24 protein-coding genes and 1 riboswitch are annotated in these 26,874 nt (G+C 61.9%); of the genes, 8 read left to right on the forward strand and 16 right to left on the reverse strand.

Going from position 1 to position 26,874, the window contains the following annotated elements; all coding sequences use genetic code 11:
* Positions 1 to 6: 6 nt before the first annotated feature.
* Positions 7 to 912, reverse strand: a complete 906-nt coding sequence (locus tag VFB05_RS03960; protein WP_325009015.1) for an extensin family protein — start codon at positions 910 to 912, stop codon at positions 7 to 9.
* 126 nt (positions 913 to 1,038) lie between these two features.
* Between VFB05_RS03960 and VFB05_RS03965 the strand changes: the two genes are divergently transcribed.
* Together VFB05_RS03965 and VFB05_RS03970 are read left to right on the forward strand one after the other, a co-directional pair.
* Entirely contained in the window at positions 1,039 to 2,661 is a 1,623-nt protein-coding gene (locus tag VFB05_RS03965; protein WP_325009017.1) for a fatty-acid--CoA ligase, read from the forward strand.
* A 153-nt stretch (positions 2,662 to 2,814) separates the two neighbouring features.
* Positions 2,815 to 3,669, forward strand: coding sequence for a DUF1499 domain-containing protein (locus tag VFB05_RS03970; protein WP_325009019.1), 855 nt, complete (start codon positions 2,815 to 2,817; stop codon positions 3,667 to 3,669).
* Positions 3,670 to 3,673: 4 nt separating this feature from the next.
* Here the strand turns inward: VFB05_RS03970 and VFB05_RS03975 are convergent, their stop codons facing one another.
* From VFB05_RS03975 to VFB05_RS03990, 4 genes are all read right to left on the reverse strand, one after another.
* Positions 3,674 to 4,597 (reverse strand): MBL fold metallo-hydrolase, encoded by a 924-nt coding sequence (locus VFB05_RS03975; protein ID WP_325009021.1) that lies wholly within the window; start codon positions 4,595 to 4,597, stop codon positions 3,674 to 3,676.
* 146 nt (positions 4,598 to 4,743) lie between these two features.
* Positions 4,744 to 5,958: an acyl-CoA dehydrogenase gene (locus tag VFB05_RS03980; RefSeq protein WP_325009023.1), complete on the reverse strand. Its 1,215-nt coding sequence runs from the start codon at positions 5,956 to 5,958 to the stop codon at positions 4,744 to 4,746.
* Positions 5,959 to 6,101: 143 nt separating this feature from the next.
* The gene (ribB, locus tag VFB05_RS03985) at positions 6,102 to 7,178 is read right to left on the reverse strand and encodes a 3,4-dihydroxy-2-butanone-4-phosphate synthase (protein WP_325009025.1); all 1,077 of its coding nucleotides are present in this window, start codon (positions 7,176 to 7,178) and stop codon (positions 6,102 to 6,104) included.
* Positions 7,179 to 7,472: 294 nt separating this feature from the next.
* Positions 7,473 to 7,633, reverse strand: a riboswitch (FMN riboswitch).
* 285 nt (positions 7,634 to 7,918) lie between these two features.
* Positions 7,919 to 9,193 (reverse strand): amidohydrolase/deacetylase family metallohydrolase, encoded by a 1,275-nt coding sequence (locus tag VFB05_RS03990; protein WP_325009027.1) that lies wholly within the window; start codon positions 9,191 to 9,193, stop codon positions 7,919 to 7,921.
* Positions 9,194 to 9,356: 163 nt separating this feature from the next.
* Between VFB05_RS03990 and VFB05_RS03995 the strand changes: the two genes are divergently transcribed.
* On the forward strand, positions 9,357 to 10,628 hold the full coding sequence (locus VFB05_RS03995; RefSeq protein WP_325009030.1) for a serine hydrolase domain-containing protein: 1,272 nt from the start codon (positions 9,357 to 9,359) through the stop codon (positions 10,626 to 10,628).
* Between the two features lie 123 nt (positions 10,629 to 10,751).
* Complete coding sequence (locus tag VFB05_RS04000) at positions 10,752 to 10,967, forward strand: hypothetical protein (protein WP_325009032.1); 216 nt, start codon at positions 10,752 to 10,754, stop codon at positions 10,965 to 10,967.
* Between the two features lie 101 nt (positions 10,968 to 11,068).
* Here the strand turns inward: VFB05_RS04000 and VFB05_RS04005 are convergent, their stop codons facing one another.
* Both VFB05_RS04005 and VFB05_RS04010 read right to left on the reverse strand, forming a co-directional pair.
* On the reverse strand, positions 11,069 to 11,887 hold the full coding sequence (locus tag VFB05_RS04005; protein ID WP_325009034.1) for an aldo/keto reductase: 819 nt from the start codon (positions 11,885 to 11,887) through the stop codon (positions 11,069 to 11,071).
* 144 nt (positions 11,888 to 12,031) lie between these two features.
* Positions 12,032 to 12,541 (reverse strand): hypothetical protein, encoded by a 510-nt coding sequence (locus VFB05_RS04010; RefSeq protein WP_325009036.1) that lies wholly within the window; start codon positions 12,539 to 12,541, stop codon positions 12,032 to 12,034.
* Between the two features lie 216 nt (positions 12,542 to 12,757).
* Between VFB05_RS04010 and VFB05_RS04015 the strand changes: the two genes are divergently transcribed.
* The 3 genes from VFB05_RS04015 to VFB05_RS04025 all read left to right on the forward strand — a co-directional run bounded on the left by VFB05_RS04015 (position 12,758) and on the right by VFB05_RS04025 (position 15,344).
* A complete protein-coding gene (locus VFB05_RS04015; protein ID WP_325009038.1) occupies positions 12,758 to 13,699 on the forward strand; it encodes an NrtA/SsuA/CpmA family ABC transporter substrate-binding protein in 942 nt (313 codons plus the stop codon).
* A gap of 96 nt (positions 13,700 to 13,795) precedes the next feature.
* Positions 13,796 to 14,572, forward strand: coding sequence for an ABC transporter permease (locus tag VFB05_RS04020; protein WP_414643147.1), 777 nt, complete (start codon positions 13,796 to 13,798; stop codon positions 14,570 to 14,572).
* Positions 14,565 to 15,344, forward strand: a complete 780-nt coding sequence (locus VFB05_RS04025; protein ID WP_414643146.1) for an ABC transporter ATP-binding protein — start codon at positions 14,565 to 14,567, stop codon at positions 15,342 to 15,344. The genes VFB05_RS04020 and VFB05_RS04025 overlap by 8 nt, the downstream gene beginning before the upstream one ends.
* A gap of 6 nt (positions 15,345 to 15,350) precedes the next feature.
* Here the strand turns inward: VFB05_RS04025 and VFB05_RS04030 are convergent, their stop codons facing one another.
* The 8 genes from VFB05_RS04030 to VFB05_RS04065 form a co-directional block, all read right to left on the reverse strand.
* Positions 15,351 to 16,340: an ABC transporter ATP-binding protein gene (locus VFB05_RS04030; protein ID WP_325009043.1), complete on the reverse strand. Its 990-nt coding sequence runs from the start codon at positions 16,338 to 16,340 to the stop codon at positions 15,351 to 15,353.
* Positions 16,337 to 17,326 (reverse strand): ABC transporter ATP-binding protein, encoded by a 990-nt coding sequence (locus tag VFB05_RS04035; protein ID WP_325009046.1) that lies wholly within the window; start codon positions 17,324 to 17,326, stop codon positions 16,337 to 16,339. Before VFB05_RS04035 ends, VFB05_RS04030 begins: the two co-directional genes overlap by 4 nt.
* Positions 17,327 to 17,497: 171 nt before the next feature.
* Positions 17,498 to 18,349: an ABC transporter permease gene (locus VFB05_RS04040; RefSeq protein ID WP_414643148.1), complete on the reverse strand. Its 852-nt coding sequence runs from the start codon at positions 18,347 to 18,349 to the stop codon at positions 17,498 to 17,500.
* A 68-nt stretch (positions 18,350 to 18,417) separates the two neighbouring features.
* Positions 18,418 to 19,359 (reverse strand): ABC transporter permease, encoded by a 942-nt coding sequence (locus VFB05_RS04045; RefSeq protein WP_325009051.1) that lies wholly within the window; start codon positions 19,357 to 19,359, stop codon positions 18,418 to 18,420.
* Positions 19,360 to 19,376: 17 nt separating this feature from the next.
* Positions 19,377 to 20,978: an ABC transporter substrate-binding protein gene (locus VFB05_RS04050; protein ID WP_325009053.1), complete on the reverse strand. Its 1,602-nt coding sequence runs from the start codon at positions 20,976 to 20,978 to the stop codon at positions 19,377 to 19,379.
* 325 nt (positions 20,979 to 21,303) lie between these two features.
* Positions 21,304 to 22,473 carry an amidohydrolase/deacetylase family metallohydrolase gene (locus VFB05_RS04055; RefSeq protein ID WP_325009056.1) on the reverse strand — a complete coding sequence of 390 codons (1,170 nt, stop codon included), beginning with the start codon at positions 22,471 to 22,473 and terminating at the stop codon, positions 21,304 to 21,306.
* A gap of 91 nt (positions 22,474 to 22,564) precedes the next feature.
* Positions 22,565 to 23,452 carry an MBL fold metallo-hydrolase gene (locus VFB05_RS04060; protein WP_325009058.1) on the reverse strand — a complete coding sequence of 296 codons (888 nt, stop codon included), beginning with the start codon at positions 23,450 to 23,452 and terminating at the stop codon, positions 22,565 to 22,567.
* Positions 23,453 to 23,471: 19 nt separating this feature from the next.
* Positions 23,472 to 24,263, reverse strand: a complete 792-nt coding sequence (locus VFB05_RS04065) for an alpha/beta hydrolase (RefSeq protein ID WP_325009060.1) — start codon at positions 24,261 to 24,263, stop codon at positions 23,472 to 23,474.
* A gap of 391 nt (positions 24,264 to 24,654) precedes the next feature.
* On the opposite strand from VFB05_RS04065, the gene VFB05_RS04070 reads away from it, so the two are divergent.
* Positions 24,655 to 25,425, forward strand: coding sequence for a DUF6694 family lipoprotein (locus tag VFB05_RS04070; RefSeq protein WP_325009062.1), 771 nt, complete (start codon positions 24,655 to 24,657; stop codon positions 25,423 to 25,425).
* Between the two features lie 19 nt (positions 25,426 to 25,444).
* Here VFB05_RS04070 and VFB05_RS04075 read toward each other — a convergent pair whose 3' ends face one another.
* Complete coding sequence (locus VFB05_RS04075) at positions 25,445 to 26,848, reverse strand: sodium:solute symporter family protein (protein WP_325009064.1); 1,404 nt, start codon at positions 26,846 to 26,848, stop codon at positions 25,445 to 25,447.
* Positions 26,849 to 26,874: the final 26 nt, after the last annotated feature.

Below are 26,874 nucleotides of genomic sequence, written 5' to 3' on the forward strand. Positions count from 1 at the left end.
CCGGTTTTACCGGCGCTTTTTTGCTGGCGGATGATCGGCTGGCGGTTTTTGCGCCGTTTGATCGGGCGCAGGTTTGTCGCCGGCGGGCTCGTCAGTGACCTCGCGCGGTGGCGCGCCCTCCGGCCTTGGCTCGGGGAGCATCGGCGCAACGGCCGGCAGCGGATCCCAGACATACCACTGGCAAATCCGGTAGTTGTTGTGGCGCTCCATCAGATCGAGATGGATGTGGTCCTCGTGGTAGCCGTCCGAGCCCGGCCCCAGCACAGTCGTGAATCGCGTGCACACTGAATGCAGCACGCTCTCGCGCACGTCCCTCGCCACGTTGCGGTCGGTCAGCGAGATGGTCCGGCCATCGGCGAATTTGAAGGAACGAACGTCGAGTGCGTTGGCGCGGCCGTGTTCCGACAACATGGCGCCGGCGATGCGATTGCGGCTGCGGCATTCGAAGGAATCGAAATTGTCGAGGTCGGTAACGACGCTGCCCATACTTTTGGCGAGCGCCGCGACGTCGGTGCGAACCCAGTCGGCGACCGCGGACGCCATCTTGCAGCGCAGGATTGCCGCCGGCTTGAGCGCGACGTGATGTTGGTCCGGCAGCACCACGGCCTCCAGCCGCACCAGATCCTCGCCGCCGCAGCCGCCGGGGCCGTGGATATCGGGAATGCTCGGCGCAATCGCGACCTGATCGGTCAAAGCGAGCCGGCAGGCGGATGGCGGGGGCGGCTCAGCCTTTTCGGTATTCTTTTCGTCCGGAGCGGTTGACGGCTCTGCCTTGGCCGACGGAGCCTCCGCCGGACGCGGCCTAGGCAGCGGCACCCTGGCCGTGACGCGCGCCTTGGCCGAGAGAGCCCTGGCGGCCGCAGTATGTGTGGGGCCGTAACCGGCGAACAGCAGCGCCGCGGCGGTAACCATGGCGGCCCGGCAGACGCATTTGCCACGAGAAGCCCACTTGCGGCATCCCTTCTCCGCGCTAGACTTTGCGTCAATTCGCGCAAAAGAACCGCGAAACGCGACAGCACATTCTGGAGGGACGTAAGTATGCTTGGTTTGATGCAAGACTGGCCTTTGCTGTGTCACCGAATTCTGGAGCACGCAGCGACAATCCATGGCAAGCAGGAAGTTGTCACGCGGTCGGTCGAAGGTCCCATCCATCGCACCAATTATGCCGAAATCCACAAGCGCGCGCTGAAGATCTCGCAGCGGCTGGATCGCGACGGCATCAAGCTCGGCGACCGTGTCGCCACCATCGCCTGGAACACCTGGCGTCACCTCGAGGCCTGGTACGGCATCATGGGGATCGGCGCGATTTGCCATACCGTCAACCCGCGGCTGTTCCCCGAACAGATCGCCTGGATCATCAATCACGCCCAGGACCGCGTGGTGATGACCGACATCACCTTCGTGCCCATTCTGGAAAAAATCGCCGACAAGCTTTCCAGTGTCGAGCGCTATGTCGTGCTCACCGACAAAGCCCATATGCCGGAGACCACGTTGAAGAACGCGGTCGCCTATGAGGACTGGATCGGCGAAGTCGACGGCGACTTCAAATGGAAAACCTTCGACGAAAATACCGCAGCCGCGATGTGCTACACGTCCGGCACCACGGGCGATCCCAAGGGCGTCTTGTATTCGCATCGCTCCAACGTGCTGCACGCGCTGATGGCCAATACCGGCGATTCGCTTGGCGCCTGCGCCAGCGACACAATGCTGCCGGTGGTCCCGCTGTTCCACGCCAACAGCTGGGGCATCGCATTCTCGGCACCGTCGATGGGGACCAAGCTGGTGATGCCCGGGCCCAAGCTCGACGGCGCTTCCGTCTTCGAGCTTCTGGACACCGAAAAGGTCACCCATACCGCGGGCGTGCCGACGGTGTGGCTGATGCTGCTCAATCACATGGCCACCAACAAGCTGAAGCTGCCGCATTTGCGCTTTGTCGTGTGCGGCGGCTCGGCGATGCCGCGCTCGATGATCAAGGCCTTCAACGATATGGGCGTCGTGGCGCGACATGCCTGGGGCATGACCGAGATGAGCCCGATCGGCACGCTCGCCGCTCTCAAGCCGCCCTACAACGAGCTGACCGGCGAGAAAGCGCTCGACATCCTGCAGACCCAGGGGTATCCGCCGTTCGGCGTGCAGATGAAAATTACCGATGATGCCGGCAAGGAAATCGCATGGGACGGCACGACTTTCGGCCGCCTGAAGGTTTCGGGACCAGCGGTCGCCAAAGCCTATTTCCGCGTCGACACAAACATTCTCGACGACAATGGATTTTTCGACACCGGCGACGTCGCCACCATCGATTCTGACGGCTATATGCGGATCACCGACCGCTCCAAGGATGTGATCAAGTCCGGCGGCGAGTGGATCTCATCGATCGACCTGGAAAATCTTGCGGTCGCGCATCCGGCGGTGGCGGAAGCTGCCGTGATCGGCCTGCATCATCCCAAATGGGACGAGCGTCCCCTGCTCATCGTCCAGCTCAAGCAGGGCCAGAACGCGAGCCGCGAGGACATTCTGAAATTCATGGACGGCAAGATCGCCAAATGGTGGATGCCCGACGACGTCGTGTTCGTCGATGGTATTCCGCATACCGCGACCGGCAAGATCCTGAAGACCGCGCTGCGCGAGCAATTCAAGGCCTACAGTTTTCCGGGGACATAAGGATTTGGCCCCAAATGGTCTGATAACGTTGCGGCCCATTTGTACACCTCCCTTGAATTCGGCCGGGCTTCGTGGTCTCAAGCGGGCTCATCGAGCCCGGCCGGTTCCGCCCGGCTGTTACTAACCCGGTCAATAAGGCCAAGAGCAGCGCCCATGGCCCGCAGGTTTTCTGCGCCCTATCTATCGGAGCCCGTGTCAGGCCTGGCGTCATGGTCACGCAACCTGGCGGTATTCGCCGTGGTTGCGGTCCTGGTCTCGATCCTCATCGTCCGCTTTGGCTTTCTTGAAATCAAACCGGCGCTCGCGACTTTCTTTGGCGCGCTCGCCATTGCGGGCGTCTCCATTCTGCTCGGCCTGATCGGTGCGGCCGCAATCTGGCAAAGCGGCGCACGCGGCATGAGCCGCATCCTGCTGGCATTCCTGATCAACGCTGTCTTGCTCGCCTATCCGGCCTATTTGGCCGTGCAATACCGCAGGCTGCCGCCGATCCACGACATCACGACCGACCCGATCGATCCGCCGCGATTTGAGGCCCTGGCGCGCTTGCGTAGCGGCGACGGCGCTAATCCTGCGGTCTATGCCGGCCTCTACTCGGCCGAGCAACAGCGAACCTCCTATCCCGACATCGAAACGGTGGAGCTCGAACTCCCGGTGCAGCGCGCCTATGAGATCACCTTGCAGCTCGTCACCAAGCGCAAATGGCTGATCATCGACGAGCGTCCTCCGCAGCCGCCGCGCCGGGTCGGCCGGATCGAGGCGGTGGCGCGCACGCCGATCATGGGATTCCGCGAGGACGTGTCGATCCGCGTCACGCCCGACGATGAGGATTCGCGCGTCGATATCCGTTCGGCCTCGCGCTATTTCGAGAGCGACCTCGGCAGCAACGCGGCGCGCGTGCGCAAGCTGATCGACGATCTCAACACCGCGGCCGACGCCGACGCGTTGAAACCGGCAAAGAAGACGGCGCCTGCGCCTCAGAAGACGCCGGCGAAGACCGTGAAGAAGTAACCGTTCAGGACGCGGCCAGCCTGTAGGTGCCGCCGATCACCGGATCGCCGTCGGTTGCGGCAATGCCGCGTCCGACCAGATCCTCCAGATGCGCAAGCACGGAATAGCCGGCCGCATTCATCAGCCGCGGATCAATGCCGATATAGATCGCGCGCACGATGGTCGGGATATCCGCCTCGCCTTTCGCAAGCCGATGCAGGATCGAGGCTTCGCGCGCCTGACGGTGACGGATCAGGAAGCGCACGTAACGCGCCGCATCGGGAATTTCCGGACCATGGCCCGAGAAGTAAAGGTCCTCAGGCCGCTGGCTAAGCTTTTCCAGCGAGGCCATGTAGTCGACCATCGACCCATCCGGCGGCGCGACGATCGAGGTCGACCACCCCATCACGTGATCGCCGACGAACAGAAACTTTTGTTCGGGCCAGGCGAAGGCCAGATGGTTGGCGGTGTGGCCCGGCGTCGCAACCGTCTCGAGCCTCCAGCCGTCGCCTTCGATGACGTCGCCATCGCTGATCTGGATGTCGGGCCGAAAGTCGCGGTCGGCGCCGGACTCTGGATTGTGCTTCTCGCTTTCGAAGCGCGGCCGCGAGGCGCGATGCGGGCCCTCGGCATAGACAGGCGCGCCGGTGGCCTGTTTGATCCGCGGCGTATTGACCGAATGGTCGCGATGGGTGTGGGTCACGAGAATATGCGTCACGGTCTCGCCGGCTACGGCCTCAAGCAACGCTTTCGCATGGGCTTCATCGCCAGGACCGGGATCGATGATCGCGACCTTGCCGCGACCGACGATGTAACTCACCGTGCCCGTGAAGGTGAACGGCGACGGATTGTTGCAGAGGATGCGTCGCACGTCCGGCCGGACTTCCTCGACCACGCCGGGTTGAAGCGGAAAGTTGCGGTTGAACGGGACGTCGTCGGTGTCGGCCATTTTTCTTCCTGATTGGAGCGGCTTTAACCGCTCCTCATGCTGAGGAGGCCCGAAAGGGCCGTCTCGAAGCATGAACAAATTCGATTTCCGTGGCCATCCTTCGAGACGCCCGCGAAGCGCGGCCTCCTCAGGATGAGGTCGGAGCCTTACATAAACGCCTGAATGCCGGTGATGGCCCGCCCCAGGATCAGGGCATGAACGTCATGCGTACCCTCGTAGGTATTCACCGTCTCGAGGTTCGCGGTGTGCCGCATCACGTGATATTCGATCTGGATGCCGTTGCCGCCGTGCATGTCGCGCGCGGTGCGGGCGATGTCGAGCGCCTTGCCGCAATTGTTGCGCTTGACGATGGAGATCATCTCCGGGGCCATCTTGCCCTCGTCCATCAGCCGCCCGACGCGCAATGAGGCCTGCAAGCCCAATGCGATTTCCGTCTGCATGTCGGCGAGCTTCTTCTGCACCAATTGGGTTGCCGCCAAGGGCTTGTTGAACTGCCTGCGGTCGAGCGTGTATTGTCGCGCGCGATGCATGCAGTCTTCGGCCGCGCCCATCGCGCCCCAGGAAATCCCGTAGCGGGCGCGATTGAGACAGCCGAACGGTCCCTTGAGGCCGGAGACGTTGGGGAGCAGCGCGCTTTCGGGCACCTCGACCCCGTCCATCACGACTTCGCCTGTCACGGAGGCGCGTAGCGACAGCTTGCCGCCGATCTTCGGCGCCGAAAGTCCCTTCATGCCTTTTTCGAGGATGAAGCCGCGGATCTGGTTGTTGTGTTCGGCGGACTTCGCCCAGATCACGAACACGTCGGCGATCGGCGCGTTGGAGATCCACATCTTGGAGCCGCTCAGACGGTAACCGTCGGAGGTCTTCTCCGCGCGGGTCTTCATGCCGCCGGGATCGGAACCGGCATCGGGCTCGGTCAGGCCGAAACAGCCGACCCACTCGCCGGTCGCGAGCTTGGGCAGATATTTCTTGCGCTGGTTCTCGTCGCCATAGGCGTAGATCGGGTGCATCACCAGCGAGGACTGCACCGAATTCATCGAACGGTAGCCGGAATCGACGCGTTCGATCTCGCGCGCCACCAGGCCATAAGCGACGTAGCTGGCGTTGGCGCAGCCATACTCTTCCGGCAGCGTGATGCCGATGAGCCCGAGTTCGCCCATTTCATGGAAGATATCGCGATCGACCTTCTCTTCCAGATAGGCCTTGGTGACTCGCGGCAGCAGCTTGTCCTGCGCGTAGGCGCGCGCGGTATCGCGGATCATCCGCTCATCTTCGGTCAACTGGTCGTCGAGCAGGAACGGGTCGTCCCATTGAAAATTGACGGGAGCCGGTTTGTCCTTGGCCTGAGGGCGCACGCTCATGGAAAATCCTTTCACAAAGATGCCTTTATTTTAAAACGATCGGCAAGGAAGCGCAATTGCACCTCCCTCGCCCATTTCGAGATGCGAAATGAGCAAGGCCTGTGTGCGATGTGCCTGCGACAACTCGTCATCAGCCGGCGACGTCAGTTTTCAAGCTGCTCGTTCGATACGATCTCGATGCCGAATCCGGAAAGCCCCTTGTAGTCGTGCAATGACGACGTCAGGTTCCGGATCGAGGTGACGCCGAGATCGCGCAGGATCTGCGCGCCGACGCCGACCTCGCGCCATTGCTTGTTGCGATCGGCCTCCGCAGTCTTTTCCTCCGGCAAGGGAGCAACCGGGACGCCGGCAGCACCATCGCGCAGGTAGACCAGAACGCCGCTACCGTTTTTCTTGAAATGCTCCAGCACCGATTTCATCTGCTTCGGCCCGGTGAAGACGTCCCGCACAATGTTGGGCTTGTGGAACCGCGTCAGCACCTTTCTACCGTCACCGACGCCGTTATAGACAAACGCCACGTGGGCAATGGAATCGAACGGCGAGCGGTAGGCGAAACCCTGCATCGGCCCGATGGGGCTATCGATGCTGAAGGTCGAAACGCGTTCGATCAGCTTCTCGCGCCCCTGGCGGTAGGCGATCAGCTCTGCAATCGTGACATGCTTGAGCTTGTGGGCCTTGGCGAATTCGGCCACCTGCGCGCCCTTCATCACCGACCCGTCGTCGTTCATCAATTCGCTGATGACGCCGACCGGCGGCAGGCCGCTCAACCTGCACAGGTCGACCGCGGCTTCCGTATGGCCCGAGCGCAGCAGCACCCCGCCGTCGCGGGCGATCAGCGGAAACACGTGGCCGGGCCGGGCGAAATCGTTGGCGCCGACATTCGGATTGGCCAGCGCCCGGCAGCAGGAGGCGCGTTCTTCCGCCGAAATCCCGGTGCCGCCGTCCGGCTTGTAGTCGATCGAGACGGTGAAGGCGGTGGTGTGGCTGGAATCGTTATGCGCCACCATGGGATCTAGCCGCAGGCGGCGCGCGTCTTCCTGGGTGATCGGCGCGCAGACGATGCCGGAGGTGTGGCGGATGATGAACGCCATCTTCTCGGGCGTGCATAGCGAGGCGGCGACGATCAGATCGCCCTCGCCTTCGCGATCGTCGTCGTCGGTGACGACGACAAGCTCGCCCTGGGCAAAGGCAAACAGAACTTCCTGGATTGGGTCAGCCATATCGGTCTCTTGAGGGTCTCTCGCTACAGGGATCGTGCATTTAGCCCGGCAACGGGCTGCCTGCCAGCGTCATGACGCAGATCAGACCTGCCCGGTCCATCGAAAACTGCAACCTTCCGCACGGAGGTGAGCTGCACGGGGCCAGCGAGGGCGGGGCTGGCGATGCCGCCATCCCAATTGGTTTCGACAAATACATATCGGGTGTGTGTCACAGCGATCTCCTTTCCGGTAACCGACACGTCACCCAAGGCGATCACGTGCGCGCCAACCCTGCATTGACGCCGGGAATGGCTCGCGCGTTCTCTTTCATCCGGACTTTGACCGTCGGCTCAGGCATCTCACCTGATCTGCTCGACCCTTCTTTCAAAGACGACTTTCAAAGAAGGCGCTCGCGGGCTCGCAGCGAGAGGCTGCATACCGCCGGTAGGGAATTTCACCCTGCCCTGAGAACGGCCGCATGCTGCATCCCGCGACGAAATCCGTCAATGGCGAACTAGAGCTCCGATTCCGAAGTTCGCAAGCTGTTCGGGCGGCCTCTGATGCGAACTCCGGAATCAAAGGAGCTCTAGCAACTATGGTTTTCTAGTGCGGCCCTAAATTTGAAGCTCCTATAACGAACCCGCGGCGAAATTGATAGGAGCTTCAAATTCGCCGCACTAGGGCAGCGGCCCGCGCACGAGTGGGCTTTCTCACCAATTGTTTAAAACAAACGGAGAAACGCACGCGACCGCCGCTCTTCCTCACCTCACCGCGAACGGCGCCTGATAGGGCCGACCGAACGGCACGCCGTTGATCACGGTCTGCACCGGCTTCAACTGCACCTTGCCGTCGCGCTTGTTGTTGCGGGTGTCGACGAAGGTGACGGGGCCTTCCACGACGTCCATGATCGAGACGTCGCCGGGTGCGCCAATCTGAAGCGTGCCGATTTTAGGCGCGCGGTTGATGATCTTGGCCGGCGCGATGGTCGCCATCGCCACCACCTGCTCGAGCGAGAAACCCAGCGCCATGAACTTTCCCATGACGTTGGGCAAATACGGGATACCCGGCGCATTGCCGGAGAAAACGTGGATGTCAGAGGACAGCGTATCCGGCGTCGCGCCTGCTGGAATCGCGACTTCCGCCACCGTGAAATCGAAGCTGCCGCCGCCATGGCCGACGTCGAAGATCACGCCGCGCTGCTTGGCGGCGAGCGCCGCCGGCAAGAGCTTGCCGTCCTGCACGATGTTGGTGAAGGCACCGGCCATGTTCGGCGCGCCGGAATAGCTGTGGGTGAGGACGTCGCCGGGCCGCAGCAGATTGAGAATGTCGCTCATCAATTGCGGCGTCTCGACGCCGCCGATATGCACCATCATCCTGGCCGGCCAGCCGCACATCTCGCAGGCCTGGATGCCGCGCTTGAGCGGCTCGATGCCGTGCTTGAAGATGACGTTCTCCGACATCCGAACCTTGACGCCGATCAGGAAGTCCTGGTTCTCCGCAAGCCCCATCGCGCAAGCCTCCACCTGCGCATTGTCGATGTTGTAGAGCTCGGCGACCGGGAACGCCGACAGCCCGTTATTGGCGATGTGGAGGAACGCGTACATCCGCGCCCGCGTCTGCGCGACGATGAAGCGGCGCAGCGCCGCGAGATTGTTGACGCCAGCATCGCCCGCCGACACCACGGTCGTGGTGCCCTGGAATTGCACGAGTTCGTCGGCGGGAATGCCGATCGCCGAGCCGTAGGGGTAGACGTGGCAATGCAGGTCGACCAGGCCGGGCGTGACGAGTTTTCCGGATGCGTCGATGGCCTTCAAAGCGCGCGCGGCGGGAATGTCCGCCTCGACCGCTTCGATCACGCCCCAGCGAATGCCGATGTCGCGTTTGCCCCGGAGCGACTGGCTCGGATCGAGCACGTCACCGCCCTTGATCACGAGATCGAATTTGTCGTTCGGCCCCATCGCGGCGAGCGCCGGCGACATCGACAACGCGGCGGCGGCCGTACCGGCCAGGAAATGACGGCGTGACAGTTCGGACATGTTGGCGTTCTCCCCAAATATAGCTTTTCTTATAGCTTGATGATGCGATGGCTCGAGCATTTGCGCAAGCCGCAGACCGCGCCTGCGTCAACGCGGCTGGCCGGGAAAATGTCATTGGCATAATCTCTCAAAAGGGCCGCAGAGCCCAAACGGGAGACGCTCAATGATCCGCCTTCGCTTGCTCGCTGTCACACTGGGATTCTTCGCCTCCGGTACGGTCTTTGCGGCCGACCTGCCGCGCGCCAAGCCGGAAGAAGTCGGCATGTCGAGCGAGCGGCTGGCGCGGATCGGCGAGGTGCTGAAAGCCGATATAGCTGCCGGGCGCATTCCCGGCGCGGTGATCGCGATCGCCCGGCATGGCAAGCTCGTCGCGCTCGACGCCCATGGCTGGCGCGACAAGGCGGCCGGCGTCGCCATGACCACCGACACTATCTTCAACATCGCCTCCATGACCAAGCCGATGGTGACCGTTGGCGCCCTGATGCTCTACGAGCGCGGCCAGCTCCTGATCGGCGATCCCCTGTCGAAGTATTTTCCGAAATTTTCGAACATGAAGGTCGCCGCGCGCGACGCCAATGGCGAACCAACGGCTGAGACCGTGCCGGCCGTCAGGCAGATCACGATCCAGGACCTGATGCGTCACACCTCCGGAATCATCTATGGCGGCCGCGGCAATACGCTGGTGCACAAGATGTACCCGGCCGGCAGCGGCGATGCGTCACGCGAATATGACGGCGCCGCTTTCGTCGACAAGCTCGCCTCGCTTCCCCTGCTCTATCAGCCGGCAACCGTCTGGGATTACGGCTTTGGCCTCGACCTGCTTGGTCTCACCATCGAAAAAATCAGCGGCCAGGCGCTCGGGCAATATCTCAAGGCCAGTCTCTTCACGCCGCTTGGCATGAACGATACGGGCTTTGCGATCTCGCCCGACCAGGCGGCGCGCTATGCGAGGCCGCTGCCAAACGATCCCGACACCGGCAAGCCGCAGGCGCGCAGCCCCGAACTGACGCAGCCGCTGAAGTTCGAATGCGGTGGCGGCTGCGCCGCTTCGACGGCTTCGGATTACTTGCGCTTTGCGATGATGCTGATGAACCAGGGCCGCAGCGGCGAAGCGCGCCTGCTCGGTCCGCGCACCGTCGCTTATATGCTCTCGGATCAGCTCGGCCCCAACATCAAGAACCTGATCGGCAATGCCGACCCGACGCGCGCAGATTACGGCTTCGGCCTCGGGCTTGCCGTGCGCACAACGCCTGGCGTCGTCAAGATGATGGGTTCGATCGGACAGTTCTCGTGGCCCGGCGCGAGCGGCACCGACTGGTGGGCCGATCCCAAGGAAGAACTCGCGGTGGTCTACATGTCGGCCGCGCCCGGCCCCCTTCGCTGGCACTATCGGCAAGTGATCAACGCGCTGGTCTATCAGGCAATCGTCGACTGATTTTTCTGCAATGGCGCGGAACGTTTTCCAAGCTGAACCGCTGTTCAGAATTCTCTCCAAAATACCGCGGAACGTTCCTTCCTCCCGTGAAGTTTAATCTTCACCTCGAAGGAGGAGGACAACATGAAGAAGCTTGCTTACGTCATCGCTGCTATCAGTGCGATCGCGATCGCGGCGCCGTCGATTGCCAACGCCGAGACCGTCGTGATCAAGCATCGTGATCATATGCATCGTGATCAAATGCACCGCGATTGGCACCACGCCTGGCATCGTGACCACGGCTGGCGTCATCACAACGACAGGACGGTGATCATCAAGAATCACCGCCATGAAGGCTAAGGCGCCACGCAGTTCAAGGCCGACACAGGAATGGCCCCGCTGGTATCACCGGCGGGGCCACTCTCTCTTTTCAGTTAGATGAGGCTTAATCCCAGGCCGGCTTAATCCCAAGCCGGCGCAAAGCCCGGCGATACGCAGCGGCGGTCTTTGGGCAGATTTGCGATCGCCTGGCGGTCTTCGTCGTCAAGCCCGAGGCTCAGCGCCTCGAGATTGGCGCGCTGGCTCTCAGGCCGCGAAGCCTTCGGGATCGCAGCCACGCCGTCCTGATCGAGCAGCCATTTCAGCGCAACCTGAGTGGCGCTCGCGCCATGCTTCTTGCCGATTGCAATCAGCGTGTCGTTGGTTGCCGCCCGTCCCTGCACGAGCGGACAATAGGCCACCAGCGGAATCGATTTTGTAGCGAGATATTTGCGCAGCGGAGTCTGGTCGAGCATCACATGATATTCGACCTGGTTGCAGGCGACCGGCGCCTTGATCTCTTCGACGACTTTTTTCAGCAGCGCGACGTTGAAGTTGGCGACGCCGATGGCGCGCGTGCGGCCGTCCTGTTTCAGCTTCATCAGCGTTTCGAACATCGCGGGCAAGTTCATGTTCGGCGCCGGCCAATGCACGAGATAGAGATCGATCCGATCCAGTCTCAACTTCTTCAAACTGGCATCGAAGGCGCGGCGGATCGCATCCGGCGAAAGATTCTCGTTCCAGACCTTGGTCGTGACGTGCAGGTCCTTGCGCGCGATTTTCGAGGCGGCAATCGCAGCGCCAATCGCTTCCTCGTTGCCGTACATTTCAGCCGTGTCGATGTGGCGATAACCGAGCGCGAGCGCGCTTTCGACCGCCGCGCGGCAGGCATCGCCTTGCATGCGAAAGGTACCGAGCCCAAGTCGCGGCAGGCTGATGCCCTGGGTTTGCAGGTTTTCCATTGAGATGGACTCCGAAAGATCAGCAGCCTCGCGTCGGACCGCTTTCAGAAATGAGGTAGGTGAATTGTTCGCGAGATAACGACCCGCCGCTGATAATGTGCTCGCGCGGCAGCATTCAAATCAAGATGACGTCACCGGACAGGCTTATCGCTTCCAGTTGCAAATGCCGCCGGTCCTGCAGGGCCAGACCTGAATGCGGGTATCCCGTGCTTGCGCTTCCATCGGATTGCGCCCGTGAAGCGCGACCAGCGCGTGCGGCTTGTGCGGAGCCGGCCGTTCGGCGCGCGCGTGAGCCATGCGCGTATGAGGAGTTCTGTTCGCGCGCGCGGCGCTGGCAGCGGGTCTGCTCTGGTCGGCAACCTGATCGTCCTCGGCATGAACTGTCTGCACGGCCACGGTCTTGGGATCGACCACCAATTGCGCGTTGGCCTGCGCGGGGTTGGCGCCGCGATCAATCGTGACGTCCAGCGGGCCCGGCGTAAAGCTGGCGGCAGGGCCGAGCGGCCTCGGCGACAGCACGGCCTTGGAGAGATCGAGATTGAGGAATTCGCCGGGGCTATAAGGCTGCGCAGCCGCAAGACCGCTCCATGCGAGCGCCGCCACGCCCAAAACCGCCAAGCCCCTGGCAGCCAACAATACGCGATTCAAGACCATGAAGGCCTCCCTCAGCCGATCGCCCGCCCGAGGAGATTATCTAGGAAATAAAGCCCTCAATTCCAGTGGAATTGGCAGGCAAGGTTACCGCGCCAAAGCCTTTATCCCCCGCATTTCCTCTCAACTTTTCGATGGTTCCCACGACGGAGGGCTTGCTGTATAGGGTGCAACTGCCGGGTAAAATCATGTCTTGTCGTGTTGGCTGAAAGGACTGCCATGCCCGCTGCGTCGTTTTTGACCCGCCTGCCGCTCGCTTTATTCGCAATCCTGCCGCTTGTGACGGCAGCGCCAAAGGCGAGCGCCGACGACAAGGTGCTGCGGGTGGGGACGCTCAAACTCATTCACGGCATCACGCCCTACTTCTACGAAAAATTCGCGCCACCCGGCTACAAGATCGAAGTCATTCCCTTCGAGAGCCCGACCGACGGCAAGAATGCTGTGCTGACCGGCACCGTCGATACCTGCATCCACGGCATTGCGTCCTTCCTGCTGGGAGCAGCGGCCGGAGAGCCGATCGTGGTTGTCGCCGGCGCCACCAATCGCGGCATGGCCATCGTTGCCGATGCCAAATCCGACATCAAGACGGTCAAGGACCTCAAGGGCAAGCGCGTCGCAATCTGGCCCGGTTCGACGCAAGAGGTGGTCATCCTCGAGCGCCTGAAGGCCGAAGGCTTGTCGGTCAAGGACATTCAGCCGATCCGGCTGTCGTTCAGCGATATGCCGGCGGGGCTCGCCCGCGGCGATATCGATGCCTATGTCGGCGCCGAGCCCGGTCCCGGCATCAGCCTCGCCAACGGCACCGGCCGGCTGGTCGAATATCCCTATTCGACGCCGATCGGCTCGCTCAACATGATCCTCTCGGCCAGCGAAAAGATGATCAAGGAAAATCCCGAGCGGCTGAAGATGATCATCGAGATGCACAAGAAGGCGACCGACTATGCCATGGCGCATCCGGAGGAGATGGTCGAGGTCGCGATGCAGAAACTCGGCCAGCAGCGCCCATCGATCGAAAAGGCTGTGCCGAACGTCGAACTGACCTGGAAGATCGACCAGACCTTCATCGACCGCGCCAAGGCCTATAGCGAGTTGATGGTCGAGAAGAAACAGGTTCGCCAGGCCCCCGACCTGACGCACGCCATCACCGAACAGTTCATGTAAGCTGATCACGTGAGTGACCACGCCACCACCCTGCCCGACAGCGCACAAAGCCTGCCGGCCGCTGCCGCCGCGCGCCGAAGGCGCGAGCGGCTGGAGATGCTGCGTGCCATCGTCCTCGGCGCGGGCTTTCCGCTCCTCCTGATCCTGGTTTGGGACCGCGCCGTTGCCATGACCGGCACGCGGCTGATACCCAGCCCGTATCAGGTCGCGGTGATGATGTACGACTTCACCTTCGGCGGAATTTACGACGACGCCTTCAGCGGCACGATCCTGACCCATATCTGGAAATCGATGCAGCGCGTCTACGGCGGTTTCCTGCTCGCCGCCGCGATCGGCATTCCCCTAGGCATGATGCTCGGGCGCATCAAGGTGCTGCGGCAACTGCTCGACCCCACGATCTCGGTCCTGCGTCCGATCCCCGTCACGGCATGGCTGCCGCTGTCGATGATCTTCTTCGGCCTCGGGCCGAATGCGGCAATCTTCCTCGTCTTCCTCGGCGCATTCTATCCGATCCTCCTGAACACCATGTTCGGCGTGCGCTCGATCGATCCAAAACTGTTCGAGGCAGCTTCCATGCTCGGCTGCACCGGCCCCTCGCTGTTCCGGCAGATCGTGCTGCCGGCCTCGCTGCCGGCTATCTTCAATGGCTTGCGGATCGCGCACGGCTTCGCCTGGATCCTGATCGTGGTCGGCGAGATGACGGGCGTGCCGACTGGCCTCGGTTCGGTCGTGATGGATGGCCGCACGCTATCGCGCACCGATCTCGTCATCACCGGCATGATCGTGATCGGCGCCTGCGGCTTCGTCACCGACCGTATCATCGTCGCGATCAGCAATCGCCTGCTCAGCTGGAGCCCGCAGCATCGTGAGTAATGGTCATCAGGATCTTTTGACCGTCCGTGGCGTGACCAAGCGCTTTACCGTCGGCGATGACGAGGTCGAGGCGCTGGCGCCGATCGACCTTGCCATTTCGAAAGGCGAATTCGTCTGCATGATCGGCGCGTCCGGTTGCGGCAAGTCGACCTTGCTGCGGATCATCGCCGGATTTGAAGAACCGACCACCGGCCACGTTGCGATCGACGGCAAGCCCGTCACCGGGCCCGGCAGCGACCGCGGCATGGTGTTTCAGGATTATGCGCTGTTTCCCTGGATGACGGTGCGGCAGAACATCAGTTTTGGGCCGCGGCAGCGGCATCTCGCGCGCGAGGAGATCGACAAGACCACCGACGAGTTCGTCAAAATGGTCGGACTCGAGCGCTTTGCCGATCGCTACCCGAACCAGCTCTCGGGCGGCATGAAGCAGCGCGTCGCGATCGCCCGCGTGCTCGCCAACGACGCCAATATTCTCCTGATGGACGAGCCGTTCGGCGCGCTCGATGCGCTGACCCGCGAGCAGCTTCAGAACGAATTGCTGCAGATCTGGAAGCGCACCGGCGTAACCACGATCTTCGTCACCCACTCGGTCGAGGAGGCCGTGCTGCTCGCCGATCGCGTGCTGGTCATGAGCGCAGGCCCCGGGCGAATCGACAGCGACTTTCGCATTGATCTGCCCCGCCCGCGCGACGTGTCGTCGCCGGAATTCAACGCACTGCGGCGCGACGTTGCGCGACGGCTGACGAGCCATCTCGCGCTGGCGCGGGCGTAACCGCGTCTAGGTGGGCGTATCGGGCAATGCATCCAGATGGCAGGCCGCCCACTGGCCTTCCGCGGCTTGCCGAAGCTCCGGCTCCTCCGTGCGGCAACGATCGAACACGTAGGGACAGCGCGTATGAAAGCGGCAGCCGCGCGGCGGATTGATCGGGCTCGGCACGTCGCCCTTCAGGATCATCGGCGTGCGGCGCGCGGCCGGATCAGGCACCGGCACCGCCGAGAGCAGCGCCCTTGTATAGGGATGCTTCGGCGCGGCGAAAATCTGGTTGCGCGGCGCCATCTCGACGATCTTGCCAAGATACATCACCGCGACGCGGTGCGTCATGTGCTCGACGATCGCAAGGTCATGGCTGATGAAAAGCAGCGCAAGACCAAACTCGCGTTGCAGATCCTGTAACAGGTTGACGATCTGCGCCTTGACCGAAACGTCGAGCGCCGAGACTGCCTCGTCGCAGACGATCAGGTCGGGCTCGGCGGCCAGCGCCCGCGCGATACAGATGCGCTGACGTTGTCCGCCGGAAAATTCGTGCGGCCGCCGACCTAGCGCGTCGCGCGGCAGGCGCACGGTATCCATCAGCTTCTCGACTTTTGCTTCGAGTTCGGCGGATGATTTCGCCAGTCCGAAATTGCGGATCGGCTCGGCGAGGATATCGCGCACGCTCAAGCGCGGATTGAGGCTGGAGAACGGGTCCTGGAACACCACCTGCACGCGGCGGCGGATACGCCGCAGACGCTCGGGCGAGAGGTCGTCGATGCGCTTGCCATCGAGCACCACCTGTCCTGCCGTGATGTTGAACAGCCGCAGGATAGCCCGGCCCACCGTCGATTTGCCGCAACCGGATTCGCCGACCAGCGACAGCGTCTCGCCGCGCGCAATCTCGAACGACACGCCGTCGACCGCATAGACGCGGCTCGTGCTGCGGCCGAAAAGACCGCCGCGGATCGGGAAATGCTTCTTGAGATCATTGACCTGGAGCAGAGGCGCGTTCATGCGGCAGCCGCCTCCTTCTTGGCAAAATGGCACGCCGCAAAATGGCGCGAGGATTTCTCCTCCAGTCCCGGCGCAACCTCGCGGCAGAGATCGGTCGCAAGCGAACACCGTCCGGCAAAGGCGCAGCCGGTGAGGCGCTGCTTGAGGCTCGGCACCGGTCCGGGGATTTCGGCAAGCCGTGCCGCCACGCCTGACAGCGATGAGCCGAGCTTTGGCACCGCGCCAAGCAAGCCCTGCGTGTAGGGATGGCGGGGCGAACGGAACAGTTCAGCGACCGGCGCTTCCTCGACCTTGCGGCCGGCATACATCACCATCACGCGCTCGGCGACTTCCGCGACCACACCGAGATCATGCGTGATCAGGATGACCGCAGCGCCGACCCGGCGTTTCAAGTCCAGCATCAGTTGCAGGATCTGCGCCTGGATGGTGACGTCGAGCGCGGTGGTCGGCTCGTCCGCGATCAGAAGCTTGGGATTGCAGGCAAGCGAAATCGCGATCATCACGCGCTGGCGCATGCCGCCCGACAGTTGATGCGGGTATTCCTTGACCCGCCGTGCCGGCTCGGGAATGCCGACCAGCGTCAACAATTCGACGGCGCGCTTCTCGGCGGCCGCCTTGTCAATTCCCTCGTGCAGCTGCAGCGTCTCGCCGATCTGGCGGCCGACCGTCAGCACCGGATTGAGGCTCGTCATCGGCTCCTGAAAGATCATCGAAATATCGTTGCCACGGATATCCCGCATTTCGCGATCGGAAAGTTTCAAGAGATCCTTTCCACGGAAGCGGATCGAGCCCGCGATCTTGCCCGGCGGCTCCGGAATCAACCGCATCAGCGACATCGAGGTCACGGATTTGCCGCAGCCGGATTCGCCGACGATCGCCAGCGTCTCGCCTTCATTGACGTAGAACGAAACGCCGTCGACGGCCCGGTTGATGCCGTCGGGGGTACGAAAATGGGTCTGAAGATTCTCGACTTCGAGCAATGGCATAGGATCAGACCTAGTGCGGCGGTTCAGAAGTCCGCATCGCTTGTGCCGCGGGTTCGTCGTGCGGACTTCTGAACCAAAGCCGCACTAGATCAATAAGTTTGCTAGTGTCCTTTCGATTCCGAAGTTCGAAACGTGGCTCCCAGAAATGCAACGAACTTCGGAATCGGGACACTAGATATTCTTGGCCATGCGCGGATCGAGCGCATCGCGCAAGCCGTCGCCGACGAGGTTGACGGCAAGCACCGTGACGGAGAGGAACGCGGCCGGGAAGAACACGATGTAGGGTTTCACCTGCCACAGCGCCCTGCCCTCGGCCATGATGTTGCCCCAGGACGGAATGGTCGGCGGCGTACCGGCGCCAATGAAGGAAAGAATGGCTTCCACGATCATCGCGCTGGCGCAAACATAAGTCGCCTGCACCAGCATCGGCGCCAGCGTGTTGGGCAGGATGTGGCGAAGAATGATCATCGGCGTCCGCGTGCCGCAGGCGATCGCGGCATCCACATAAGGCTGCTCGCGCAACGACAGCACGACGCCGCGCACCAGGCGCGACACGCGCGGGATTTCGGCAACCGTGATGGCCATGATGACGTTGCCGACGCTGCCGCGCGTCAGGGCCATCAGCGCAATCGCGAGCAGGATCGGCGGGATCGACATCAAGCCGTCCATCACGCGCATGATGACGCCGTCGGCCCAGCGCACAAAACCTGAGACCAGGCCGATGGCGAGACCCACAAGCGTCGCGAGCCAGGCCACCGAGAGGCCAACGGTGAGCGAAACCCGCGTGCCATAGAGCACGCGCGAATAGACGTCGCGGCCAAGCGCATCGGTCCCGAACCAGTATAGCTCCGACGGCGGGCGCATGCGCTTGGCGGGTGCTATTGCCGTAGGGTCGACAGTCCCGAGATAAGGCGCGAAGATTCCGATGAGGACCAGAATAGCGAGCAGTGCACCGCCGATGGCGACCGTCGGGTTGTTGCGCAGAAAGCCGACCACGCCGCGCCGGACTTTCACCGGCATCATGAGGTCCGGCAGGGCTTGCGCGATCGCAAGGCCCGGCGGCACCGATACGGAGCTGGTTGTCACGTCGGTCAATAGCGGATCCTCGGATCGATGAGCGTGTAGGTCAGATCGACCAACAGATTGACGAGCGTGTAGAGGAACGAGAACATCAGCACGATGCCCTGGATCACCGGGTAATCGCGGCGCAGGATCGCATCGACCGTGAGGCGCCCTACTCCTGGAATTGCAAACACGCTCTCGGTGACGACGGCGCCGCCGATCAGGAGCGCCACGCCGATGCCGATCACCGTGACGATCGGCACGGCTGCATTTTTCAATGCATGGACGAACAGGATATCGCGCTGGCCCAGCCCCTTGGCGCGGCCGGTGCGGATATAATCCTGCTGCAGCACTTCGAGCATGGAGGCGCGGGTGATGCGCGCGATCAGCGCGATATAGACGCAACCGAGCGCAATCGACGGCAGGATCAGGCTTTGCAGCCACGGCCAGATGCCTTCCGAGAAAGGCGTGTAACCCTGCACCGGCAGCCATTCGAGCTGGAGCGCGAACACATAGGCCAGTACATATCCGACCACAAACACGGGAAGCGAAAAGGCCGAAACGGCGAATGCCATGATGGCGCGGTCGATCCAGCTTCCGGCCTTCCAGGCCGCGACCACGCCAAGCGGCACAGCGACGACCAGGGTCATCACCAGCGTCAGCAGCATCAGTGACAGCGTTGGCTCGATCCTCTGCGCGATCATGGAGGTGACCGGCAAGTTGGTGAAGATCGAGGTGCCGAGATCGAAATGCAGAATGCGCCAGAGCCAGCCGCCGAACTGAACCAGGAACGGCTGGTCGAGGCCCAGGCTCTGCCTGATGCGTTCGACGTCGGCCGGGCTCGCCTGATCGCCGGCGATCACCGCTGCCGGATCGCCCGGCGCGATATAAAGCAGGCTGAAGACGAACAGCGCGACGATCGCCATCACGGGGATGGTGACCAGAATACGCCTGAGGACATATGAAGCCATATCGGCTGCCGCTTCGCTTAAGCGGTCTTCGACACGCCCCAGAAGAAGGGCAATGGTCCCTTCACGATACCCGACACGTTCTTGCGCCAGGCCGTGTAGCTGAGGAAGAAGCCTGTCGGCGCATAGATGACGTCTTCGCACGCGGCTTTGTTGAGACGGGCGACCGCGGCCTTTTCCTCATCCAGGCTCTTGGCTTCGAACCAGGCCGTGACTTCCTTTTCGACGCCGGGACTGTTGGGCCAGCCGAACCACGCCTTGTCGCCATTGGCGCGAATGGCGGGATAGACGGCAGGATTGATGCAGTCGGCGCCGGCGTGCCAGGTGTGGAACATTTCCCAGCCGCCCTGGTTGTGCGGCGTCTTTTGCGCGCGGCGCGCGCCGACCGTGCCCCAGTCGGTCGCGACGAAGTCGACGTTCATGCCGATGCGTTTCAACAGATCGGCTGTGACATCGCCTTGCGCCTTGGTAATCGTCTGGTCCTGCGCCACGATGCAGGAGACCGGCTCGTTGGCGTAGCCACTTTCGGCCAGCAGTTTCTTGGCGGCATCGATGTTGCGCATTTTGAGGATGTCGCCGCCCTCTTCCGTGTAAAGCGGCGTGTTGGGCGTGAAGAAACCCGGCAGCGGCTTCCAGAGCGAGGTGTCGTCCCCGACCAGCGCGCGCATATAGTCTTCCTGGTTCAACGCGGTGAGCACGGCGCGCCGCACCTTCACATTGTCGAACGGCGGATGCGTGTGATTCATCCGGAACGAGCCGATATTGCCCAGCGGATCGGCAATGTCGACGCCGATGTTGCGGTTCTTCTTCAGGACCGGAACGAGATCGGGAAGCGGATTCTCCCACCAGTCGATCTCGCCGTTCTGCAACGCTGCAGCAGCAGTCGCCGGGTCAGGGATGATCACCCATTCGATCCGATCGACCAGCATCTGCTTGCCGCCCGCAAGCCACGATCCCTTGTCCTGCCGCGGCACGTAATCGGCGAACTTCTCGAACACCGCTTTCGCGCCAGGTACCCATTCGTTGCGGGCGAATTTCATCGGGCCGGACCCGATATATTCGCTGATCTGCTTGAACGGATCGGTCTTGGCGATGCGCTCCGGCATGATGAAGGCGACCGGCGAATTATTCTTGCCGAGCGCCAGCTTCATTTTCGGATAGGGCTGCTTGAGCACCCATTTGAAGGTTTTATCGTCGACCGCGGTGAGTTCGTTCTGGATGCCCTTGAGCATGATGCCCATGGGATCGCGATTCGACCAGCGCGTCAGCGAAGCCACGCAATCTTTCGCGAGCACCGGCTCGCCGTCATGGAATTTCAGCCCCGAACGCAGCTTGAACGTCCAGGTCAGGCCGTCGCTCGAAACTTCCTCCGACTCGACCATCTGACGCTGCGGCTGCAACTTGTCGTCGACGCCGTAGAGCTGGTCCCAGACCATCGCGGAGGCATTGCGCACGACATATTGCGTGCCCCAGATCGGATCGAAATTGGCGAGGTCCGCCTGCGGCACAAAACGCAGCGTGCGCGCGGCGGCGCCTTGCGAGATCGCCGGCATCGGCAAGCCGCCCATCACCGCCAGGCTGCCCGCGCCCGCCAACCCCTTCAAAACCGTCCTGCGATCCATTTAAGACCTCCTCCCAATTCCGAATGCCCCACTGCGATTAGGCTCCAAAGAAGCCCGTCCCGCAATGCGGTTCGTTTGCTTGCAAATGGTATGCCAGCGCCCCTCCGGTAAAGCCCGGTCTGAACAGGCGATTTTGGCCCGATCACAGCATTTTCGGCGCTTCTTAGCCAGCCAGTGGAGCGGATTTGACATTCGCTACCCCGGGCCGCGGGTTCGCCAAGCGAATGTCAAATCCAAAGCTCCACTGGAAACCTATGTTTTTTAGTGGTCTTTTGATTCTAACATTCGCAAAAGAGGCCGCTGCAACGGGATGCGAATGTTAGAATCAGACCACTAGCCGTTTGAATTTCGGCGACTCTTTCGGATGCCACCAGCGCCCGCCGATCACGACGCCCTCGGAGACGATCTTGCGGTCGCCGATCAGGTGCTCGCCGACGACATCCTCATAGTCGAATTTGCCGTCCTGGATCGAAAGCAGCGTGGCGTCGCCGACGCTGCCCGGCTTGAGGCTGCCGAGCTCGGGACGGCGCAGCGCCATCGCCGCGTTGACCGTCGAGGCCGCCACGACATCCGAAAACGGCATCCCCATGCACAGGAACTTCGACATCGTCGTCACCTGGTCGTAGGCCGGGCCATTGATGCAGAGGATGTGGACGTCGGAGGAAATCGTGTCCGGATAAAAACCGTTGGCGAGCATCGCGCGCGCGGTCTTGAAGGCGAAGGAGCCCCTTCCATGGCCGATATCGAACAGCACACCGCGTTCACGCGCCTGGAGCACGATCTGCTTGACTGTGCCCTGTGCAGTGCACGGCGCATTGGGAAATGGGCGGAACGCATGCGTCAGCACGTCGCCCGGACGCAGCAGGCTGACCACCTCTTCATAGGTCGGCGGCGGATGGTCGATATGGCACATCAGCGGCATGCCGACCTCGTTGGCGACTTCCAGCGCGATCTGCAGCGGCACGATCCCCGAAGCACCCGACGAGGTGCGGCCGACCCGGACCTTGATGCCGACAATGAGATCACGGTTGGCGTCGGCGACCTGCACGGCGTCGATCGGGTTCATCAAACGGATTTCCTCGCTTTCGCCGACCATGACGCGATGCGAGAAGCCGTAGATGCCGGCGTGCGAGACGTGCAGATAGGCCAGGATGCGAACCTGGCTCGGCTCGATCACGTGTTTGCGGAAGCCTGCGAAATTGCCGGGGCCGGCGCTGCCGGTGTCGATCGCGGTGGTGACGCCGGAAGTGCGGCAGAATTCCTCGGCATCGATGCCGAGCGAGGTGCCGCCCCAATACACATGGGTATGCAGATCGATCAGGCCGGGCGTGACGAAATAACCCGATACGTCGCGCACCTCGGTGCCCGGTTCCACCTTGAGCGCATTGCCGACCGCGGCGACCTTGCCGCCGCTGAACGCAACATCGGTAACGGCATCGAGTTTTTGGGAGGGGTCAACCACGCGTCCGCCGCGCAGGACCAGATCGAACGACATCATCATCTCCGGGGTAATAGGCAAAGGGCGCGACGGGGGGTCGCAAGGTTCAATTGAGCAAATACTTGGGCGGGTGTCATCCCCCTGGCTGTCAGGCCTGATCGAAGCTGTGAACCCAGGCTTCCGGATAAAGCGCAAAAGCCTCGCCTCGCCGCGCCAATCGCCCAAAGCCCGGGAAATGCGTATGCATGCCCGCGACGAGCATCCCATCAGCGCTGACGCGATCAAACATGCGCTTGCGCGAAGCAGCCGCCATCGCGAGATCGGTATCGAAGCCCATGCCGGCCTCGGGTATGGCGGTCTGCACTTCCGGCACGTGGACGGTGTCGCCCCAGATCATCAACTGATGATCGCCAGATGCAATCAGATAGGCGGTGTGTCCCGGCGTATGTCCATGGCTCGGAATGGCGGTGACGCCGGGAAAGACTTCGCCCTGCTGGAACAGCCGCGTGCGGCTCTTGTAGGGCGCGACCTGTTCGCGGCCTGCCTGAAAAAACAGCTTCTTCGCTCGCTCGTCAGCTTTCGCCATGGCGCCGTCGTCGAACCAGTGCGGCAGTTCGTTCTCGTGCATGACAAGTTCCGCATTCGGAAACAACAGCTCGCCGTTCGACATGTCGGTCAGCCCGGCCGAATGATCCGGATGCATATGAGTCAACAACACCGTGTCGATCGACTTCGGATCGACACCGGCGGCCGCCAGATTGCGCTGCACGAAGCCGGCGGTCGGCATGAGATAATTGCCCGATCCGGTGTCGATGATCGCTAGGCGGCCCTTGGAGTAGATCAGGAACGTGTTGACGCTGGTTCGCCGCGCGGGCCGGAAGGCCTCGGTCAGAATTTTATGCGCCCTGTCGAGATCGACGTTGCGCATGACTTCAAGATTGCCGTCGAGATAGCCATCGCTGACCGCGGTGACGACGATGTCTCCGATCTTGCGATGATAAAGGCCGGGAATCTGTTGCAACGGCTGGGACGTCATGACGGGAACCTCGATACGCTTAAGCGTTGGCCGATTTCAGGAATTCAACGATGCAGCCCGCGACCAGATCAGGGGTCTGGACCGCCATATAATGTCCGGTGTTGACCTCGATATAACGGGCACCGGGGATCGTTTGCGCCAATTCCTGCGCGATGGCCGGTGCACGAACGCGATCAAGGCTTCCGCCGATCACCAGCGCCGGGCATCGCACCTTGCTCAGGGCTTCCTGCATGTCGGCGTTCGCCAGCATTCGCCAGATCGTCGCATAGCTTGAGGGGTCATTGCCAAGCCAGCGTGCACGGAATTGCTCGAAGCACTTGCCGTCGCCGCGCAATTCCGGCGCATAGCCGTTCAGCATGGCGTCCTCGACGACGGACGCCATCCCCTGCGCCTCGATCTTTGCCAGCCGCTCGAGCGCCGCCGGACGGCGCGCCGCCGCGATGCCGGTCGCGGGACTGCCGACGATCACGGCGCTTGCGCGCTCCGGATACTGGGCCGCGAATTGAAGCGCAATCGCGCCACCGACGGCAACGCCCGCGAGCGCGACCTTTCCAACGATGCCGAGCGCATCCAGCAGCGCGGCGATGTCGGCGGCCATGGTCGAGAATGTGAGCTCACCGCGGGCCTTCTGCGACATCCCTGCCCCGCGGGTGTCATAACGCAAGACGCGGCGAGAGAGCGCAAGATGCGGGACAACTTCGTTCCAGCTTTCGAGCGAGCCTCCCATTTCGTGCACAAGCACCACAGCGCGGTCACCCCCGCCGCTCAGTTCATAGCGGAGCGCAACACCGTCCAGTTCAATGAAATGCATTTTGGATTTCGGCCTCCCTCCGCCGTTCCTTGATTTTCTTGTTAAGGCGGACAACGCCTGCCAGCGGCGAAAGAGGATCACTCACGCGATCGGCGCGGCCCAACGATTTGAGCAAATCGCCGGGCGGCTGTCATCACTGGCGAGCCGTACGCACCCTTGCGTTTTTGCCGCGCCAGCGCATCGCAAAAGCCAATGATGTGCTTCGGATTTCCGGAAAGGTCACACCGGGCTCCGCCTTGGATTTTAGCGGGGCCAGTCACCTTTTGTTAAGCAAAGACGAGTGCGCGCGTCGTCATTCAACCTTTTGTTGAGTTCGCGGACCTAGAACACTCGGCAAGACACCCTCTGCAACCTTGGCGTCATTTTCCTGCGGTCATTTGTGGTCCAGACGATGAAGCGATTGAGCCTAACCATCCTGTGCTGTGTCCTGCTGTCGGGTTGTATTTTCGATCCGACCTTCGACATGTCGACCTGGCAGAGCTATCAAGCGAGCCTTTCTGTTATAAAGGCCAAGCTTGGCAGCGATGACCAGCGCCGTCTCGATATCGCGCTCAAATATCTCGCGATTGAAGCCCCGCTGAAGGCGCAGGCCGATTTGCAAATGGCCGACAATGTCGAGGCAATAGCAAATGGCCTGAACCCGCTTATGGCATTTGGCCAGCTGCGGTCGAAGATCCACGGCCAGAACGCCGAAACAATCATTCACGATCTGGCTATCAAGCTGGATACCGAAATCGCACAGGCTGGAGTGGCATCGCAGGGCGACACGGCCAAATCGATCGAGGTCACCTCACCCGGATATTATTGGAAAAGAAGCGGCCGCCTTGAACAGCCCGCGATCGAATTTGCCGTCTTCAACGGCGGCAAATCCCCGATCTCCCGAATCTATTTCCGACTCGCCCTGACTACACCCAACCGGTCTATACCGTGGGCCAAGCTGGATTACGTCGAGGCCTTCAAGGGCGGCCTGGAGCCTCGCGAGAAGCGTCAGCTATCGTTTATGCCGCGGGGCGACTGGACCGACTCGCAATTGCAATATTTGCCCAACGCCGAACTCAAGGTGGACGTGCTGAACTATGAGGACGCGAACGGCCAGAAGATGATCAGCGTCGACCGCCGCACTCTTGAGCTGATGCGCAAGGTGAGGGCGGCGCTGGGCTGACTTTGCGGCTGCGCCGCTGCTAGACCGCGGACTTGACAGTCTGCGGCGCCTCGCTGCCCCGGTGAAACAGCTTTTCAATGAAAATGACGATCGGCGGCGTCATCAGCGCGACATACATGTTGTCGATGCCAAGGGGATCGCCAGCCAGGTACCATGCCGTCGTTGTCAGCGCGGCTGTCAGGAGTCCCAGTGTCGCGCCGCGGTTACTGGAGAAGAAAGGCAGATAAAAGCCGATCACGGCCACGATCGAAATCGACAGCCGCAGCGCGCGGGTGAAAAACGACAGGTGCAGAAGTCCCGGCGCGAAAAATACGAAGATCAGCGGAATAAAGCCGATGAAGATCGACATCACGCGCGCGGCGCGGAATTCCTGCTCGGTCGTGGGCTTGAAATACGGAACGTAGAAATCCTTCATCACGAGCGAAGAGATGGCAAGCGCTACCGTGCTGACGCCGACAAAGATCGATGCAACCAGCGAAATGGAGACGAACGCGGCCCACCCGACGTTCATGCTCTGGATGAAGACCGGCAACGCAAACAGACTGTTCATGTCGGGATAGAGATATTTTGCCGAGACTCCAATCAAGCCGAGCGCAATGCTGATCGGAATGCTCAAGGCGGCCGCGATATAGGTTGAATTGCGCGCCGCCGCCGGATTCCTGGTCGAGGCGACCGCCTGAATGATGTACTGGGTCGAAAAGACCGCGCCGATATTGCCGATGAAGAAGGCTACGACGGTGGTCAGACCGATATGGCCGTCCCAGGTGAAATAGAACGGCGGCAGCTTGGCTGCCACCGGCGCGACACCCTTCGTCAAATAAAGCGCGACGCCAAGCACAATGAACACGCCGACATATTTCACGGCGCAGTGAATCATAGACACGTAAGCGACGCTCTTGAAGCCGCCGAGCGCGAAATAGAACGTCGAGACGCCAGCGATGATAAAGGCGGCCGTGGTCAGGTCGACCTTGAGGATGGTCGCGAGCGAAGCCGCGCCGCTGACGTAATTGCCGAGGTTCACCATCAGGAGCGCATAGATCATGATCAGCGAAACGACCAGTTCGGTCGAGCGGCCGAAGCGCTGCGCGATCATGCCGGAAATGGTATATTCGCCCGAATTGTAGAGCTTCTTCGCCAGGAAAAACCCGAACAGCGGAAACGCGATCGCAGCGCTCAACACCGCCCATGCGGCTGCCATGCCCTGCTCGAACGCCGCTTGCGCCACTCCGATCGTCGACTTCGCGCCGATAAACTCCGACATCAGGAGGATGCCGACCACAATCGCCGGCACCGAACGCGCGCCGACCATGAATTCCGCAGACGTCTTGCTGCGTAATCTCACGGTCAGCCACGACGTAAACGCGATATAAAGAACGATCGCGACGACGATAACGCCGGTATCGAAATAGCCGAACGATTGCATTGGGACGTTTCCTCCTGAGAGCTAGC

The organism is Bradyrhizobium sp., assembly GCF_035652035.1.
In the GTDB taxonomy this organism is placed as follows: Bacteria; Pseudomonadota; Alphaproteobacteria; order Rhizobiales; family Xanthobacteraceae; genus Bradyrhizobium.

What these genes read in the sequence shown, in the direction of transcription:
- VFB05_RS03960 (WP_325009015.1), bottom strand. Translation starts at nt 912, where the DNA reads ATGGTTACCGCCGCGGCGCTGCTGTTCGCCGGTTACGGCCCCACACAT.
- VFB05_RS03965 (WP_325009017.1), top strand. Translation starts at nt 1,039, where the DNA reads ATGCTTGGTTTGATGCAAGACTGGCCTTTGCTGTGTCACCGAATTCTG.
- VFB05_RS03970 (WP_325009019.1), top strand. Translation starts at nt 2,815, where the DNA reads ATGGCCCGCAGGTTTTCTGCGCCCTATCTATCGGAGCCCGTGTCAGGC.
- VFB05_RS03975 (WP_325009021.1), bottom strand. Translation starts at nt 4,597, where the DNA reads ATGGCCGACACCGACGACGTCCCGTTCAACCGCAACTTTCCGCTTCAA.
- VFB05_RS03980 (WP_325009023.1), bottom strand. Translation starts at nt 5,958, where the DNA reads ATGAGCGTGCGCCCTCAGGCCAAGGACAAACCGGCTCCCGTCAATTTT.
- ribB (WP_325009025.1), bottom strand. Translation starts at nt 7,178, where the DNA reads ATGGCTGACCCAATCCAGGAAGTTCTGTTTGCCTTTGCCCAGGGCGAG.
- VFB05_RS03990 (WP_325009027.1), bottom strand. Translation starts at nt 9,193, where the DNA reads ATGTCCGAACTGTCACGCCGTCATTTCCTGGCCGGTACGGCCGCCGCC.
- VFB05_RS03995 (WP_325009030.1), top strand. Translation starts at nt 9,357, where the DNA reads ATGATCCGCCTTCGCTTGCTCGCTGTCACACTGGGATTCTTCGCCTCC.
- VFB05_RS04000 (WP_325009032.1), top strand. Translation starts at nt 10,752, where the DNA reads ATGAAGAAGCTTGCTTACGTCATCGCTGCTATCAGTGCGATCGCGATC.
- VFB05_RS04005 (WP_325009034.1), bottom strand. Translation starts at nt 11,887, where the DNA reads ATGGAAAACCTGCAAACCCAGGGCATCAGCCTGCCGCGACTTGGGCTC.
- VFB05_RS04010 (WP_325009036.1), bottom strand. Translation starts at nt 12,541, where the DNA reads ATGGTCTTGAATCGCGTATTGTTGGCTGCCAGGGGCTTGGCGGTTTTG.
- VFB05_RS04015 (WP_325009038.1), top strand. Translation starts at nt 12,758, where the DNA reads ATGCCCGCTGCGTCGTTTTTGACCCGCCTGCCGCTCGCTTTATTCGCA.
- VFB05_RS04020 (WP_414643147.1), top strand. Translation starts at nt 13,796, where the DNA reads ATGCTGCGTGCCATCGTCCTCGGCGCGGGCTTTCCGCTCCTCCTGATC.
- VFB05_RS04030 (WP_325009043.1), bottom strand. Translation starts at nt 16,340, where the DNA reads ATGAACGCGCCTCTGCTCCAGGTCAATGATCTCAAGAAGCATTTCCCG.
- VFB05_RS04035 (WP_325009046.1), bottom strand. Translation starts at nt 17,326, where the DNA reads ATGCCATTGCTCGAAGTCGAGAATCTTCAGACCCATTTTCGTACCCCC.
- VFB05_RS04040 (WP_414643148.1), bottom strand. Translation starts at nt 18,349, where the DNA reads ATGATGCCGGTGAAAGTCCGGCGCGGCGTGGTCGGCTTTCTGCGCAAC.
- VFB05_RS04045 (WP_325009051.1), bottom strand. Translation starts at nt 19,359, where the DNA reads ATGGCTTCATATGTCCTCAGGCGTATTCTGGTCACCATCCCCGTGATG.
- VFB05_RS04050 (WP_325009053.1), bottom strand. Translation starts at nt 20,978, where the DNA reads ATGGATCGCAGGACGGTTTTGAAGGGGTTGGCGGGCGCGGGCAGCCTG.
- VFB05_RS04055 (WP_325009056.1), bottom strand. Translation starts at nt 22,473, where the DNA reads ATGTCGTTCGATCTGGTCCTGCGCGGCGGACGCGTGGTTGACCCCTCC.
- VFB05_RS04060 (WP_325009058.1), bottom strand. Translation starts at nt 23,452, where the DNA reads ATGACGTCCCAGCCGTTGCAACAGATTCCCGGCCTTTATCATCGCAAG.
- VFB05_RS04065 (WP_325009060.1), bottom strand. Translation starts at nt 24,263, where the DNA reads ATGCATTTCATTGAACTGGACGGTGTTGCGCTCCGCTATGAACTGAGC.
- VFB05_RS04070 (WP_325009062.1), top strand. Translation starts at nt 24,655, where the DNA reads ATGAAGCGATTGAGCCTAACCATCCTGTGCTGTGTCCTGCTGTCGGGT.
- VFB05_RS04075 (WP_325009064.1), bottom strand. Translation starts at nt 26,848, where the DNA reads ATGCAATCGTTCGGCTATTTCGATACCGGCGTTATCGTCGTCGCGATC.